15 protein-coding genes are annotated in these 16,355 nt (G+C 37.1%); 9 read left to right on the top strand and 6 right to left on the bottom strand.

Translation table 11 applies throughout. The annotated features are described in order from the left end of the window. Positions 1-4 precede the first annotated feature (4 nt). The 9 genes from KO502_RS08750 to KO502_RS08710 all read left to right on the top strand — a co-directional run bounded on the left by KO502_RS08750 (position 5) and on the right by KO502_RS08710 (position 10,389). A complete protein-coding gene (locus tag KO502_RS08750) occupies positions 5-2,107 on the top strand; it encodes a hypothetical protein (RefSeq protein WP_216022207.1) in 2,103 nt (700 codons plus the stop codon). Continuing rightward, positions 2,107-5,553 (top strand): hypothetical protein, encoded by a 3,447-nt coding sequence (locus KO502_RS08745; RefSeq protein ID WP_216022206.1) that lies wholly within the window; start codon positions 2,107-2,109, stop codon positions 5,551-5,553. The genes KO502_RS08750 and KO502_RS08745 overlap by 1 nt, the downstream gene beginning before the upstream one ends. Further along, entirely contained in the window at positions 5,528-6,466 is a 939-nt protein-coding gene (locus KO502_RS17325) for a tetratricopeptide repeat protein (RefSeq protein WP_216022205.1), read from the top strand. The genes KO502_RS08745 and KO502_RS17325 overlap by 26 nt, the downstream gene beginning before the upstream one ends. Continuing rightward, entirely contained in the window at positions 6,459-6,800 is a 342-nt protein-coding gene (locus tag KO502_RS08735; RefSeq protein ID WP_216022204.1) for a hypothetical protein, read from the top strand. The genes KO502_RS17325 and KO502_RS08735 overlap by 8 nt, the downstream gene beginning before the upstream one ends. A 142-nt stretch (positions 6,801-6,942) precedes the next feature. Further along, on the top strand, positions 6,943-7,596 hold the full coding sequence (locus tag KO502_RS08730) for a MotA/TolQ/ExbB proton channel family protein (RefSeq protein WP_216022203.1): 654 nt from the start codon (positions 6,943-6,945) through the stop codon (positions 7,594-7,596). Between the two features lie 4 nt (positions 7,597-7,600). After that, complete coding sequence (locus tag KO502_RS08725) at positions 7,601-8,146, top strand: biopolymer transporter ExbD (RefSeq protein ID WP_216022202.1); 546 nt, start codon at positions 7,601-7,603, stop codon at positions 8,144-8,146. Beyond that, a complete protein-coding gene (locus tag KO502_RS08720; protein ID WP_216022201.1) occupies positions 8,143-8,673 on the top strand; it encodes a biopolymer transporter ExbD in 531 nt (176 codons plus the stop codon). Before KO502_RS08725 ends, KO502_RS08720 begins: the two co-directional genes overlap by 4 nt. 2 nt (positions 8,674-8,675) lie before the next feature. Then, entirely contained in the window at positions 8,676-9,623 is a 948-nt protein-coding gene (locus tag KO502_RS08715; protein WP_216022200.1) for an AgmX/PglI C-terminal domain-containing protein, read from the top strand. Positions 9,624-10,020: 397 nt separating this feature from the next. Further along, positions 10,021-10,389, top strand: coding sequence for a DUF413 domain-containing protein (locus tag KO502_RS08710; RefSeq protein WP_216022199.1), 369 nt, complete (start codon positions 10,021-10,023; stop codon positions 10,387-10,389). A gap of 133 nt (positions 10,390-10,522) precedes the next feature. Here KO502_RS08710 and tpiA read toward each other — a convergent pair whose 3' ends face one another. From tpiA to KO502_RS08680, 6 genes are all read right to left on the bottom strand, one after another. Beyond that, positions 10,523-11,296 (bottom strand): triose-phosphate isomerase, encoded by a 774-nt coding sequence (gene tpiA / locus KO502_RS08705; RefSeq protein ID WP_216022198.1) that lies wholly within the window; start codon positions 11,294-11,296, stop codon positions 10,523-10,525. 244 nt (positions 11,297-11,540) lie between these two features. Continuing rightward, positions 11,541-12,314: an S-adenosylmethionine decarboxylase gene (locus tag KO502_RS08700; RefSeq protein ID WP_216022197.1), complete on the bottom strand. Its 774-nt coding sequence runs from the start codon at positions 12,312-12,314 to the stop codon at positions 11,541-11,543. Between the two features lie 104 nt (positions 12,315-12,418). Continuing rightward, complete coding sequence (locus KO502_RS08695) at positions 12,419-12,763, bottom strand: DUF3802 family protein (RefSeq protein WP_216022196.1); 345 nt, start codon at positions 12,761-12,763, stop codon at positions 12,419-12,421. A gap of 194 nt (positions 12,764-12,957) precedes the next feature. After that, on the bottom strand, positions 12,958-14,172 hold the full coding sequence (locus KO502_RS08690; protein ID WP_216022195.1) for an aspartate aminotransferase family protein: 1,215 nt from the start codon (positions 14,170-14,172) through the stop codon (positions 12,958-12,960). Positions 14,173-14,341: 169 nt separating this feature from the next. Then, positions 14,342-15,487, bottom strand: a complete 1,146-nt coding sequence (locus tag KO502_RS08685; RefSeq protein WP_216022194.1) for an HDOD domain-containing protein — start codon at positions 15,485-15,487, stop codon at positions 14,342-14,344. Between the two features lie 171 nt (positions 15,488-15,658). Next, positions 15,659-16,258 carry an aminodeoxychorismate/anthranilate synthase component II gene (locus tag KO502_RS08680; protein WP_216022193.1) on the bottom strand — a complete coding sequence of 200 codons (600 nt, stop codon included), beginning with the start codon at positions 16,256-16,258 and terminating at the stop codon, positions 15,659-15,661. Between the last annotated feature and the right edge of the window lie 97 nt (positions 16,259-16,355).

The raw sequence follows: 16,355 nt of genomic DNA, 5'->3' as shown, positions 1-16,355 counted from the left end.
GCTCATGAGATTTAATATCCACTTTACTAACTTAGCGAAGAAATGTTTTACATTGTTATTACTGACGTTTTCTAGCCAAGTAATGCTTGCTTATGGGCAAAGTGACTTAAGTGAGGTTGAAACAAGCAAGTTAGTTAAAACCGATCTACAAGATAAGTATTATCGACAAGCGCTTTTTTATTATTTTCAAAATAATCCCGCAAAAGCTTTAGCGCAAGTAGAACAAAGTAAAGCTAAATTAACCGACTTAGATAGCCGCTCTGCATTATTTGAAGCTGGCTTACAATTGTCTGCAGGTTTATTGCAACCAGCAAAACAAACCTTAATTAATTTTGATAGCTTATTAGAAAAAGAAAGAGTAGCCGCAGAGCAAGCGAACCTTACAGATGATAATGATGAATATATAGAAAAACATCAAAAACGCGCGGTAAAAGCCAATGAATTACGCTTAATTGCTCTATTATCATTAACTAATCAATATTTAGCGCAAGGTGATATTACTCAAGCAAAAGATACCTTAGCAAGAATCACTTCAATTTCAGCGCTATATTACCCTGAATATCTGGTACTCAATCAACTGGCTTATTGGCCGCAACAAAATCACAACTTATTAGCGAAACCTGAAGACAGTGTAGATGAAAGCTCGCCTTATATTCAGTTGAATAACGCCTTGCGCTTAATTGAATTAGCACAAGCAGATACAGCACAATATGATGTAGCCATTGCTGCCTTACAAAAAATAAAAATTACGCCGTGGCATGATGAAGAGTCAAATTTTTGGAAAACCTTATTTATTGATGATGGCAAGATAACTTCATCAGAAGAACAGCATAAAATAGCCAAATTACAAGGCCAAGCTATTCAGGATTATGCACGCTTACTACTTGCGCAAATATATATCAGCCAACAGCAATATGATTTAGCCTTTATTGAATTAAAAACATTTCCTAGTGAAAGCCCTTATAAAGAATCAGCACTTTTCCTCTTTGCTTTTGCGAGTCAACAAGTTGAACAATACAATATTGCCTTTAACTTATTAAATTTATTATATAAGAACTACCCATATTCGCCGTTAGGTTGGCAGTCAGCGGAGTTAATGGCGCAACAAGTAAGCGAGCAACAATCACTTGCTCAAGGTGTTAGTGCCTATCAAACGATAGAAAGCTTTTTCTTACAACGTCAAAAAGATCTTAACGATTTTGCTTTAGCATTTAATCAAAGCGATAACTTACTGACTTTTTCAATGGCAGATGAAGTCGTTGCAGGCGAAGGCAACTCGACACAATACTTACCTCAGTCGGTATGGTTACAACAAGCCTTGCTTGACGTTGATCTCGCTAGTTTATATCAAGGCTTAACTGATATAGATGAACAAACCGCAAGGCTAGAATTATTAACCGATAAAACTGCTTGGTTAGCCGAAATTATAGTGCTTAATCAAACACGTAAAGTAAAGATTGTTGTCAGTAAAAAGCTGCGTGATGAACAAGGTACTTTTACTTTATTACTCAATGAACGTGACCGTCTTGCGGCTTTGCTTAATAAACAATTAGCAGATGAAGAAATAACCGCTTTTGCTAATGATGATGAAAGAGACTGGTTGGTAAGAATTGAAAATAGCCATAATGCCCTTAATGCTATTGGTGACCAACGAAATACTGAAGAATATAAAGAGCGTTTAGCAAGAGTTGAAGGTGCTTTAACATGGCAATTAGCGCAGCAATACCCACAGCGCGCTTGGTCGCACAGTAAGCAATTACAACAACTTAACAAAGCTATTGCTGATGTTACTGCACAGCAAAAAAGTATAGATAAACTGTCAAATAACCAAGACGCTATTGAATTGAGTATACAAAAACATAAGAAAAGTGAAGTACAGCTTAACTCACTGCTGTCAAAACTAGCGCAGTTACGCGCCAACATCAGCGCTAAAATAAGACAAAAAGTAAATGCTTATATTGCCGATCAAAAGGTAATTTTGGCCGATCACGTTTTAACTACTCGCCAAGGTATGGCAAAAGTTTTAGAGCGCATGGCTCAGGTTGATAAACGTATGGAAATGACCTTGGCGCCAACAAGTAATCAACCTACAACGGAGGCTTATTAATGTTAATTGCATTCAAATTATTAACGATTAAGCTTGCTGTATGTGGTTTGTTCTTAAGTAAAGTGTTGCTAACTAAGGTGTTGCTACGTAAGGTTTTGCTAAGTAACGGGTCATTAACTAAATGCTTGGTAAATAAGAGTCTTTCGTCATACTTTAAAACAATGACTGTTGCTTTGCTCTCAATGGTATTACTCGCCTGTCAAAGTACAACGAACGACGATAACTCAACACGTAAAACTTTAGCTGATTTGGCCAATGAACAAGCTGATATTGAAATTGACAGTATTAGTTTAAGTAAGTCACAACGCGCGACCAAGTTAGCCGAGTTATATCAAACCATTATTACCTTAGAGCCAGATCAAGAAGTACGGGCGCAAATAGAATACCGTTTGGTGCAAATGAATACGCAGGCGTATGAGTTGATGGGCGATCAAGAGTTAACCGATGCGCAAGGCTTACAACAATCCGATGAAGCGTTAGCTGCTTTAGTGTTGTCTTATCAAGATTTACTTAGCCGTTTTCCTGAGCGCAGTGATAATGAGCTAATGCAATATCAACTGGCCAAAGCGCTTGATCTTCAAGGTAAAGCGAAAGAAAGCCTAGCGCAAATGGAAGCTCTGCTGGCGCAATATCCTAACAGCCAATATAGCGCTGAATTAAACTTTAGACGTGGTGATATTTATTATAGTTTTCAAGCCTATCCCGCTGCCTTATCGGCTTATGAAGCGGTTAGCTCTGCAAACAACAATGAAGCCTATTACGTAAACAGTCGCTATATGTCAGCTTGGACATTGTTTAAATTGAATCGTTTAGAAGCTGCTGATGTTGAATTTATCGCGTTGCTTGATTACCTTGTAGATAGTTGGGTAGGAAAGGAATACAAAAATAGCCAACAGGATTTCAGCTTTTCTCAACTTGATCCGCGTTATGCAAGCTTAGTTACAGACATACAAAGGGTATTAAGTATTTCCCTAAGTCAGCAACAACAATCTGAAACCTTGGTGGCGTTAACCGTAAAGCAAAAATCATTACAACATTTATCGCTTTATCGTCATATATTATTTAAAAACTTGGCTGATTTCTTAGTCAGTAATGAACTTAAATATGATGCAGAATTAACTTATCAAGCCTATATAAAAATGGAGCCTAATACTATTTGGGCTGCACGTTATTCATTAGTTTTACTCGACTTACTTGAGCAACAAGGTAAATACAGCGCAAGTAGAGCGTTAAAACAAAGCTATGTACAACAGTTTGGTATTAACAGTCAGTTTTGGCAAATAGCGCATACAGCTCAAAATGTTGAACGCCTTACTGCGTACGAAATTAATACCGAAATATTACCTAATTTAATACGCTTTAGTTATCAACATAGTCGTCGTTTATACGCGAATGCACAAAGTCTAAAAGCAGGTGAACAACGACGTAAAGCTTTTGCTGATACAAGCTCGGCTTTAGCTATCTATTTAGAGTTAGCTAATTTGCCACAAGCCGATTACCAAAAGAACAAACCTAAGTTGAGTAAAAGCTTGTTAGCGGATGAGTTACTTTTTGCCGATGCTAATTTTGAAGCGCATCAGTATAAAGCAGCGTTAAACGCCTATGAGTTAATTGCTTATAATAAAATAATTAATGTGTCGCTGACGGATAAATTGGCACTAGGGGCAGTACCAAGCTTAGCTATGAATTCTGCGGAAGCTTTAGCCGAAAGTTCAACAGGAAACTCAACGAAAACTCATACCACGAATAATGCCGAGGTAAATCAAGCGGATAGTGAACTTGCTTATCAATTACGCTTAGAAGCGGCTTATGCGACAACGTTAACGGCTCGAGCTATGTTAAAAGCCGCAGCAGTTAAAACAACAGACTCATTTAATACTGTGGGCTTAACCGATAAACAAAAAACATTATTGTTAACTCGTAATCAGCTAGACCAATTGTTTGTGCAAAACTACCCGAAAGACAGTCGTGTACTCACCATAGCGACACAAGCTGCGCAGTATGCTTATCATGGTAAAGATTACGCAGCGGTTAATTATTACAGTGATTTTATTTTACAGCGTCATTTAGTGATTGCCGCGCCAAGCGGGGAACTTAGTGAATCGCAGAATGAACAGTCGAGTAAGAAATCTAGCTTAAACTCAATATCGGCAGCGCCTCTTTTTGTTCCCATTACAGCAGACAAATTGAAACCACTCGCTTTGAAACAAGTACAAATTGCTAGTCAATTACTAGCGAACAGTTGGTATCAACAAAAAGATTACCAGCAAGCTGAATCGGCATATCAATTAGCTTTAGCGTATGTGCCAGCAGCAAAGTCAACGGCAGCGTCAAGCAAAGCACAAACTAAAAAACGTCAAGAAATGCGCGAGTTGTTAGCATCATGTATTTATTTTCAAGCACAAGGTTTGGTAAAAGAGCAACCTTTGATGGCGGTGCAACATTACTTGCGCGTAGGCAAAGTTGTACCTGAATCGAGTTATCGATTAAATGCAGAGTTTGATGCCGGTAATATTTTGTTAGCGCAGCAACAATGGCAGCAAGGAATTGCGGTATTGTCTGCTTTTAAAGTGCGTTATCCAAAACACGAATACAGTAAATCAATTCCAGCTAAACTGGCAAAAGCTTATGAAAACACCGAGCAATGGGCATTAGCGGCTGGACAATTATTAGCTATGATTAACGGCCCTGAATCGGCAAGTTTTTCAGATGAGTTAAAACGTGAAGCGCAATACACCGCCGCTGAATATTATCAAAAAGCAGGTGACACCGACCAAGCTCTTAGTGCTTATCGAACCTACGCTCATAAGTACCCTAAGCCATTTGTTATCGCGCAAGAAGTGCGATTAAAGTTAAGTGATTTTTACCTGCAGAAAAAAGAGTCAAACAAGCAGTATTTCTGGTATAGAAAAATTGTCTCGTCGCATGATAGTGAATTAAGAAACTCTCCAAGTAATATTACCGATCGCGCCGAATATTTAGCCTCTTTTGCCGCATTAGGTTTAGGTAAAGCACATCAACAAACCTTTACCTGGACCAAACTAACGTTACCGTTACCTAAAAGCTTAAAGCGTAAACAAGCAGCACTTACTGCAGCGGTGAGTTATTATCAAAAGGTATTATCGTATCAATTAGCTGAGTTTGTGCCACAAGCCTCATACAATTTAGCGACTATGTATGGTCAATTGGCAAAAGATATTATGAGCTCTGAGCGACCAGATGATTTAGATGAACTTGCCCTTGAAGAGTATCAATTTTTATTAGAAGACATTGCTATTCCGTTTGAAGATAAAGCTATTGAAATACACACCAATAATGCGCAACGTGCTTGGCAAGATGTTTACGATACTTGGGTTGACCAAAGCTTTAGTGCATTAGCAGAATTAAATCCTGCGCAATATAATAAAAAGGAGCGAGCAAGTGACGCTATTCAAGCAATTTACTAATACAGCTGTTATCGTTCTCAGCGTAATGTTTTTAGTTAATGGCTGTGCTTCAAAGCCATCAGTTGATGATAATGTTGAATCTTCCACGACAAAGCTTGGTGATGATAAAACTAACCCTAAAGATACGACAACAGCTACTGCAGAAACAGAAAATGTAATAGTTAGTATTGATGGTGCCGACAATAAAAAGTCATTAATACAAAAAAAACAAGAACCATCGGTAAATAAATACTTACAGCAACAAGCGTTACAACCGATACAGGTTGCCGATAACGTACGTGCCGATTATGAGCAAGCGTTAGCGTTAATGAAGAATAAAAAGTGGCAACAGGCGAATGCTTTATTCGATACAGTAATATTTAACCAGCCAAATTTATCAGGCAGTTATGTTAATAAAGCAATTATTGCCCAGCAGCAGGGCGATTTAGCCGCCGCGCAGACATTGCTTAACACTGCTATTGGTATTAATAAGCTCAATTTACACGCCCATCATTTACAAGGACAAATTTATCGTGAGCAAGGGAAATTTGTTGAAGCTGAACAGAGTTACTTAGCCGCTCTGGATATTTGGCCTGATTTTAGCGATGCGCAACTGAGTATGGCTATTTTATTAGAGTTATATCGTGGTCGCTTAATTGAAGCGCATGGTTATTACACGTCGTATCTATTGTTAAATAGCGATGATGAAGAAGTAAAACGTTGGCAAGCAGGTTTAGAGATAAAAATAACCCGTGCAGGACTTGAAGTTCCAGTAGTTGAAGAGCCAGTGTTAGTTGATGAAGTCGCTATTGAACCCGTTGAACCTGAGCAAGTAGTTGAAATAAATACTCAATCAGTAAATAATTCGGCAGTAAATGATCAACAAGCGAATGATTCATCACTAAATAAAGCCGCGGAGAAAGCTAATGAATAACCGCTTTAGGTACACTTTCAAAAAGCTTTTTCAACCTAGGTTATTATGGTTGACGGCGCTTGTATTACTGTCTCAAATAGCTTTTTCAGCAAAAATAAGCGCTGAAGAAGTAACACCCGTTATTATTCAAAGCCAAGTCAAAGGCTCACAAGAGCAACCAAATGTCATTTATATTATGCCATGGCAAGGGGTTGAACAGATTATTGAAGTGAAAGGTAAAGAGCGCACTATTAAGTTGCCACAATTCTCACCTATTCACCCTAAAGCATTTAAATTGCAGGTGCAGGCTTTTGCTGATAAACAAGCGGCGCTAAAATCAGAGGCCCTTAAATAAGGATTAGGTATAAACTGACGTTAAAGAGAAACACTAAAATATACATAAGAAAGTAAACCAAGCACTAAGCTTAAATAATTTTAAATTATAGTAACTATAAAAATACAGTAACTCAATATAAGAAATATAAAAGGAAAACGACATGGGTATCATCGACAGCATCATCACTTTTTTACAAACGGGTGGAACATTTATTTACCCTATCGCGCTAGTGCTAGTAATAGGTCTAGCAATTAGCCTAGAGCGTTGGATATACCTTAGTTCAGCATTAAGAACTAATCGTAAAGCTTTTGCTTTATTAAAAGACTCCCTTAAAACAGGTGATTTACAAACGATAAGTAAGTACGCAAAATCAAATTCAGCACCGGTATTAGATGTATTGCAATCTGGTATTGCCCGTTTGTCTTCAGTAAAACGCCGAGAAGATGTGGAATACGCCATGGAAGAAACCATGATGGAATATATGTTGCGTCTTGAAAAGCGTACACCATTTTTGGCGGTATTAGCGAACATTGCCACCTTGTTGGGTTTGCTTGGTACAATTATGGGCTTAATCGCCGCCTTCTCAGCGGTTGCCAATGCTGACCCTGCCGAGAAAGCTAACTTGTTATCTTCAAGTATTTCAGTAGCAATGAACACCACAGCTTTTGGTTTGATCACCGCTATCCCATTAATATTAATCCATACTAGCTTAATGGGAAAAACTGCCGCTATTGCCGACTCATTAGAAATGGCTGGTATCAAATTATTAAATTCACTTTCTTTTGGTCAGTCGTCAGACGAAAACCGAGGCTAAGAAAATGAGACGTCGTCGTCGGATAAAATCCGAAGAGGCAGAGCTCGACATCACCTCATTTATGAACTTGATGATAGTGCTAGTGCCCGTATTACTCTTAAGCTTGGTCTTTTCTCAGGTGCGTATTTTAAATTTACAGCTACCAGTGGGATCGCAAGCTAGTAGCGATCCTGATAACGAACCGAAAGTCTTGGAGTTAGTGATAAGCGAAACTGCGTTTGAATTAAATTACCCTGCTGGCGTGTTATTAAAACGCTTTGATAAAACCGAAAAAGGCTATCAATTTGCTAACCTTTCTACTTATCTGCAAGATTTAAAATTAACGTTTCAACAAGGCGATGCTGCAACTCAAGACAAAAGAGATATTGTATTGCTATTAACACCGTCAATTGATTATCAAACTATTGTTACTACTATGGACACAGTGCGCTCATTTAAAGCGGTTGTTGCTGCTAATTTAGTTGATGCAGAGCTTTTCCCTCAAATATCGTTAGGTGACGCTCCTGAAGCTGGTGGAAATGTAGAAAATAACGCAGGAGCTAAGCCATGAGGCAGTCTTTTAAAGCAAAACGCTTAGCAAAACATCATAAACGCTTTAGCTCTGGCTCTAAATTGAACCTCGTATCGTTAATGGATATTTTCACTATTTTGGTGTTTTTTCTGATTGTTAATCAATCAGAAGTTCGCGTATTACAAAATACTAAAGAATTGAATTTACCTATTTCAATTGCCGAAGAATTGCCTGCGGAAAATACCTTAATTACGGTATTGCCGAAAAGCATCATGATTCAAGATCGGGTTATTTGGCAGCAAAAAAGTTCATTAACCGAGTTAAATACGGTGATTGACGAAGGACTGATCAAAGCGATAAATACTGAATTAGCCTATCTTGCAACGAAGCGCCCAGTGTTAACAGATAATGAAACAGAGAACGGTAGAGCGGTTACTATTATTGGTGATGCAACAGTACCTTATCAGGTATTAAAGCAAATTATGGCGGCTTGCGCTGACAGTGATTATCGTAATATCTCTTTAGCTGTTGAACAGGTCGCTAAAAGTAAAATTAATGGAGGCTAAAGATGACAAAAAACAATTTAGCTTCTAATGCTTTACTAAGCAAAAGTGCTGATATCAATATATTTCAAGATACTGAACAAGATAAAAAATTCACTCGAATTTTACAGATCCTTATTGGTCTTTATTTGGTAATAGCGGTAATAGTACCACTGATTGAGCAAGCTGAAGTGCCGCGTGAAATAAAAGAAAAAGTGCCAGTACAGTTAGCTAAAATAATGCTCCAAGAGAAAAAGTTACCTGTGCCTGAAAAGCCAAAAGAAATACCGAAAGAAGAAAAACCAGAGGAAGTAAAAGACGAGCCTGAGAAAAAACCTGAGCCACCTAAAACCAAGCGACAAGAAGCAAAACAAAAAGCGCAAACATCAGGGCTAGCAGCCATGAAAGATGAGCTTTTTGCGATGCGAGATGCGTTTGAAGTACAGCCAGCAACAACAACTAAACTTAATAAAAGCAGTGCTACTGAAACTAAAGTACAGCGTAAGTTATTGGCAAGTGCCGCGGATACACAAAGTACTCAACTTGCTGCAGCTAATACCACGCAAACAGTGGCCAGTGATGAGTTAAGTACACGCGATACGCAGCAAGTACGTTTATCTGCAGAAGAGGTGTTAGCAAGTACCGATACTGCTGAAGCAGAATCTATTGCCGCGAAAAAATCAGGGCAACGTTCTGAGCTAGTATTAAGGCGCACTCTTGAGGCGAATAAGTCTCGACTTTATTCACGTTATAACCGAGCACTTCGTAAAGATCCGTTCTTAAAAGGTAAGGTGTTATTTGAAATTGAAATATTACCATCAGGTAAGGTGAGTAAAGTAACGATTAAATCAAGCGAATTAAATAACCCTGCACTAGAGCGTCAACTTGTTATTATATTACGTGCCATTGAGTTTACCGCCGAGCAAGTTGGAACGGTTACCACTATATGGTCAATAGACTTTTTACCGAGTTAGCTTTTAATTAATACCTTAGTGTTTATAAGCTCATAATAAAAAGTGAATGCAGCAATGTATTCACTTTTTTTTCGCCAAATTAGTGTCTGTTGACCTTTCAGGGTTAAAACTTATTCAATTTAAAACGGATTTAATCGCGGCGCGAACTTGAATCATAGTTATTCCGATAAATTTGTGGCCTAGCTGGCTAGTGTGATTGCAAGGAATGCAATATTTAACTATTTTAGCCAATCTAGGTGCTCAAGAGTTTAATGGACTTGGTATTAATTAGTTAGATTAAATGGTTAGAGTGTTAGACCAAAAAATCATAGAAAAACGCTAAAAAAATTTGCCAAGTATATTGCTTTGAGCTAAAAATATTTTTAGAATCTTTTTTTTAAATTTTTGAGTCCGACGGATGACTAATCTAAAAGAATTACCTACCAGTTTCAGTACAGACCGAATGTTTTATGACGATAAAAACTACCCTAGAGGCCTAGCGAAATCTGGTGATTTCAGCCTTAGTGAATCGAAAATAATGGAACAATACGGTGTTGCTTTAAAAGCCCTTGCAGAGCAATCAAGAGCACCGATGACCGATGAGGAAATGCAATTTGTTGAGGTTTGTGTAAACCAACTTGAGCCAGTTACCCCAATAGAAAAAGCTTGGGTAAAATATCAAAATAAAACATTAACCCCTAAACACTTTCACACTTTGTTTGGTCGAAGCAAGGTTGAGTCAGAAGATGATGATGAAGGTGATCCTGATGATACTGATTTAGATTAAAACTCACTTTAATCTTGTATTCATCAGCTTAAAACTTGATTTAAATCTAAAAAAGCGCAGATAACTTCAGTTACCTGCGCTTTTTTGTTTTAGAGTAAGCTAAAGTCGCTAATAACGCGCGATCATAAATCCATTAAGCTTCAATCTCTTCAGCTAATATTTCTGCTTGCTTACAAATTTCAATAAAGTGATTAGGATCCAAACTAGCGCCACCTACTAGTAAACCATCAATATCGTCTTGGCTCATTAATTCGCGAGCGTTACTTTTATTAACGCTACCGCCGTATAGTATATGAATTTTCTCAGCGCGCTCAGCACCGTAAATAACACACAGCTCTTGGCGGATAAAAGCATGCACAGCTTGTGCATCTTCTGGTGAAGCTGCTTGTCCTGTACCAATTGCCCATACTGGCTCATAAGCCACACAAATCTCTTTGTCGGTAATATCAGTATCGGCTAAACCGTCATGCATTTGTCTGAATAACACATCATTAGTAATACCTGCTTCACGTTGTTGGGCATTTTCACCAATACATAAAATAGGCATTAAACCACTGGCTAAGGCACGGTTAACTTTAATTTGACAGCTACCGTCATTTTCATTAAACATTTGGCGACGTTCAGAATGACCAATCAAACATAGGCCTGCGCCGACATCTTTAAGCATTTGTGCAGAAGTTTCACCTGTGTAGGCACCAGAGCCAAATTTACTGACATTTTGGCTACCAACAATAATTTCAGAGTGTTGTAAAAAATTGAGCATATCTCTCATATAAATATAAGGAGGGCATATCGCAATTTTAGTTGAGAAATGTTTACCAATAAAAGCGGCAACTGAAGCACAAAGTAGATCAATTCCGCCGTTTAACTTCCAGTTAGCGACCACGATAGGGATGCGTTTACTCATGTTTTTTAACACCTTTTAAAAAGAACGTCTGAGGGGATAAAGAAAGGATAAACAGCATTAAAGATTTAAGCAAGCACTAGTCATAGCGTAGATAAAACAAAGTGCAAATTGTATAAAAAGTAAGATGTTTTTAGTGAAAATATCATTTAAATCATCTAATAAATGAAAAGTTCATTTATTAGATGATTAATTCTAGCTTATTGATTTACTTTCAATGAGAAGAAATTTTTTGCACTAGATCAATTTATTTTCCAGCAGATAATTCTGCTAATTCAGTCATTATTTTAGTGCTTATCTGTTTTTTTTCTGTAGTTGAAAATAGCAAGTTTTGCTCAGAAAAAATATGATGGTTTAAGTCGATATTTTTCCGACTTAACTTGCAATGATATAAATTATGACAAGCCATCACACTGTCTTTTATTTGATAACTTGCATGCGTATTTGCATTTAAATATTCACTGATGTTAGCTATATCATGATCACTGAAATGTTTTTTACCTTGCTTGTCTCGAGTCATGCCACGAACCCGATAATCGATATCAACAACATCTGCTGAAAAAGCATCAATAACGTAATCTAATACCGATAAAGGTGAGATTATACCACAAGTTGATAGTTCAATATCAGCTCTAAAAATAGCAATGTTTTGTTGCGTTGTTTCTTCGGGATAGGTGTGGATACACAAATGGCTTTTATCTAAATGCGCGATTAAGGATTCGGGTTTTGCTTCTTCTGAGATCATCAGTGTAACGCTAGCACCTTGTGGGCTGTAATTTTGACTGGCAACATTTAACACATTACCACCTATAGCATGACAAACTTTGTTGAGTAAAACTTCTAGTTGTTCGCTGCTATAAGTTTGATTAATGTAATTATTATAATCATTGCTTAACGTCGAACTTGCCTGTTGCTCAGTAACCCTATTTAAGGGTAAGTAATGGACGCGATACAGTGAAAAACTTAAGCTTTTTGTTAAGTTGTTAAAACCATACAACGGAATTTTATTCTTGGGAGTCATTTACAAAACACTTATCTTTTATTTACGGCCAGCTTGTTAGCTTTAATTAATCTATTTTGCTCGTTAACCTGCTTCAGCTAATCTGTTTCAGTTAAGCAGCTTCGCTAATCGGCATTAATTACGCTATCAAAAAGGTTTTTGATTAAACAGGCAAACTCAGTAATAAAAGCATGTTGTTCAGCATTAACAGGATTATCCATTATGCCAGAAAAGACTTCTTGTAGATCATAAAGAATAGCATCAACTTCTCGAATAATGGCATTACGTTGGTTAAAGGTTAGGTTTTTATTTTGGCTACAAACGTTAATGATTTGTTCGCCTAATTCCACCTCAATAACTGACATTACTGTTTCGTTAGACTGCTCTGCTACTGTAGAGTTCTCAAATAAACTCAAGTGTTCTGTAAGGTATTCAATAATGTGGATATAACCGTCAGTATCTGTAACCATAATTGCTTTATTTACCTTTGCTGATAATTGATGAAAGGGTTTTTTGAGTATAGCATTTAGTGCGCAAAAATTTTGCTTCTTTTTATCTAACCAGATTTATTAATTAACTGGTTACTTTATTACACAAAAAACTAGCATAAAAAAAGCTATAAGTACGAAAACTCATAGCTTTTAGTTGTTAATTATTGCTTGTATTACTTAATAAAGTTAGCGATGGATCTTTCAAAGCGCTCTAAACCTAAAGCAATATCTTCATCAGGAATAACTAGTGATGGTGCAAAACGTATAACATTTGCTCCAGCTACTAGTACTAATAAACCTTCCGCCATTGCTGCATTTAAAAAGCTAATCGCTTGTCCTTGGTATTGTTCACTTAATTCTGCACCAATTAATAAACCTTTGCCGCGAATTTCAGTAAATAGGTTATATTTTGCATTGATTGCATTTAAACCATCAATAAACAGCTGCGCTTTATTGTTAATATCAGCTAAGACTTCATCTGTACTTATAATATCAAATACTGCTTCAGCAACCGCACAAGCTAATGGGTTGCCGCCATAAGTACTACCGTGTGTGCCAATGGTTAAATGCTTTGCAATGTTAGTCTTAGTTAGCATTGCACCAATAGGGAAACCACCACCTAAGCCTTTAGCTGAGGTTAAAATATCAGGCGTAACACCAAGTCCCATGTAAGCATAAAACTCACCTAAACGACCAAAGCCTGTTTGCACTTCATCAAAAATTAATAAGGCATTGTGTTGGTCACATAAGGCACGCACGCCTTTGATAAACTCGGCATCAGCTGGTACAACCCCGCCTTCACCTTGTAATGGTTCGATCATTACCGCACACGTGTTGTCAGAAATTAATGCTTTTAAGCTTTCTAGGTTATTGTATTCAGCATGATCAATATTAGCTGGTTTTGGGCCAAAACCATCTGAATAAGCAGCTTGGCCACCAACAGTTACGGTAAAAAAGGTACGGCCGTGAAAGCCTTGTTTAAAAGCAATAATTTGTGATTTATGTTCACCATGTACTTCAAGCGCCCAACGACGCGCTAATTTTAGGGCCGCTTCATTCGCTTCTGCACCTGAGTTACAAAAGTAAACTTTTTCAGCAAAAGTGCGATCAACTAATTTTTTAGCTAAACGTAGTGCAGGCTCATTAGTTAATAAATTTGATACATGCCAAATTTTTTCACCTTGTGTTTTTAATGCAGTAACTAATGCCGGGTGACAATGGCCTAATGAGCTAACCGCAATACCACCAGCAAAATCAATGTATTCAAAGTCTTGTTGATCCCACACACGAGAGCCTTGACCGCGAACAGGTATAACCGCTGAAGGTGAATAGTTTGGTACCATCACGTCATCAAATAAGCCGCGTTCAATTGAAAAGTGGTCTGACATTTTTTTAATCCTAATTTATATGTGGGTAAGGTTTTTACTAGCTTACTGCAAAAGCAGGTAAAGCTTAATGAAAATTTAATACATAGTAAAAATAATGTTCACGAACGGGCAAACATTACATTAATTTTTGATTTTTGAACTGTGATGTTAAAAAGAATGACTCAATAGACTAATTGAAGTTGAGTTTAATATGATCAATATCACTCTTTTTAAGTAAGGTTATTTCGTTTTTCGTTAAGTGAACCGCACTCAATAACTGCTTGGTTTCTTCTTCGTTGATGAGCGACTCTTTATCTAATGCTCGATAAGCAACAAAGGCTTTTGCTTTGGCAACGAGTTGTGCAATAGGGTGCATTTTATCGTAACTTTCAGCGTAAGCTAAATCAAAAATAGGCTCTACTATATTAAGTCGTTTAAAATTCATTTGCTCGATGAGGTCGGCAGAAAGTTGCGCACTACGCATAACTAACTGTTCTAGCAAAATCTCTTCATTTGCTTCTATTTTTGATAATACATTATGTAAACGTTTATCTTTATTATCAAAAGCATCACGTAGTTCATTTTTATACATGTCGCTAAAAGTATTTAAATAACAGCGGGTAACTGCAAGTCGGCCAATGTTTGATAACATACCATTAGTAAAGGCGGTAAATTCATCAAGTCCGTGTTCTTTAGCTAATGCACGTGAGGCAAGGGCTATAGACAAACTATCATTCCATAGTTTTCTTTTCATTAAGCCGTATGGGGCAGTACTCGTTGGTAACCAATGTTTTAAGGTAAAAGTAGGCATCACCAGTTTTAAGTTATCTAAGCCAATATAACTTAACGCTAATTTGGCATCAGTTACTTGTACGTCGGCACGTTTTCGATATTGAGGCTTGTTAACTAAGCTGATTAAATCAACACTTAACCATGATAAAGAAACAGCAAGATCTTTTATTTGATTCACTGATGCTGCACGTGCAGATAAAATATCTATGATCGCGGGACAGGCATCTTCAATACCTAATACGTGATGGTAAAGGTGTTCTTTATTATCAAAATCGTTATTAATTTTGGTGCGTACGCGATTAAAAAAACTTTGTTTGGTTTGATTTTTAAAATGCTCTTCGCCATGCTCAGCGATAATTTTTTCTTGTTGCGCTTGTACTTCAACAGACAATAACTGACGACGACGGTTTTCTTGCTCACTACCTTGATGATCTACCATTTTAATTTTGCCACTTTGCTTTTCTGCAAAGTCTTTGCTTATAGAAAGACTAATGGCACGTTGATAGGTAATAGTAACCGATTGATTGTTTTCAAAAATTTTCATAAAAAATTTATTGCTTATCCGGGGTATAAATTGCGCATCGAATGCATTGAGTTGAGCATTTACAAAAATGGCTCACTAATATAAAAATAAAACACTACTCTATATGGCTTTAATCTAAAAAGCTTCTGTTTTTATATACGTCTTATTATTAATAAATAGGTTTTACTATTCTTAAGGTAAAGGATAGTGCTTAAATTGCTTGATAAAGTTAGCTAATAACGACTGACCTTGTTCAGTTAATATTGATTCTGGGTGAAACTGTACGCTACTTATTGGTAGTGTTTTATGTTCAAGTGCCATTATTTCATCAAACTCGCCATGCTCATTTTCACTCCATGCCGTTATCGTTAACTCAGTCGGTAGTGTTTGCTTATTGACAATTAAAGAGTGATAACGAGTAACCTGTAAAGGCAAGTTTAGTTGTGTGAATAAGCCTTGTTGGTTATGACGAATTATTGAGGTTTTACCGTGCATTAACTGTTTGGCTTTTTCTACTGTAGCGCCAAAGTGTTGAGCAATGCATTGATGTCCTAAACAAACTCCCAGCAAAGGTACTTTACCAGCAAACGCTTCAATTACGGCGAGTGATATTCCTGCCGCATTAGGATCGCAAGGACCTGGAGATATAACTATATACTGGGGAGATAACTTTTCTATTTCAGCTAAGCTAATTTCATTATTTCTAAAAACCATGACTTTTTGACCTAATGCTTGAAAATAGTGCACTAAGTTAAAAGTAAAGGAGTCGTAATTGTCGATCATTAATAACAAGAAGTTTCGCCTAACAAGGTAAGTGAATACACGAGTATTCTAAAGCTTTTATAGCGGCGGGGCAATGTGACAAAAAAGATATATACCCGTTCCACTT

The sequence above is a fragment of the Colwellia sp. E2M01 genome (genome assembly GCF_018860585.1).
Lineage (GTDB): Bacteria > Pseudomonadota > Gammaproteobacteria > Enterobacterales > Alteromonadaceae > Colwellia.
The sequence above is the reverse complement of the archived record's forward strand: the minus strand, read 5'-3'. Positions and strand labels throughout refer to the sequence as shown.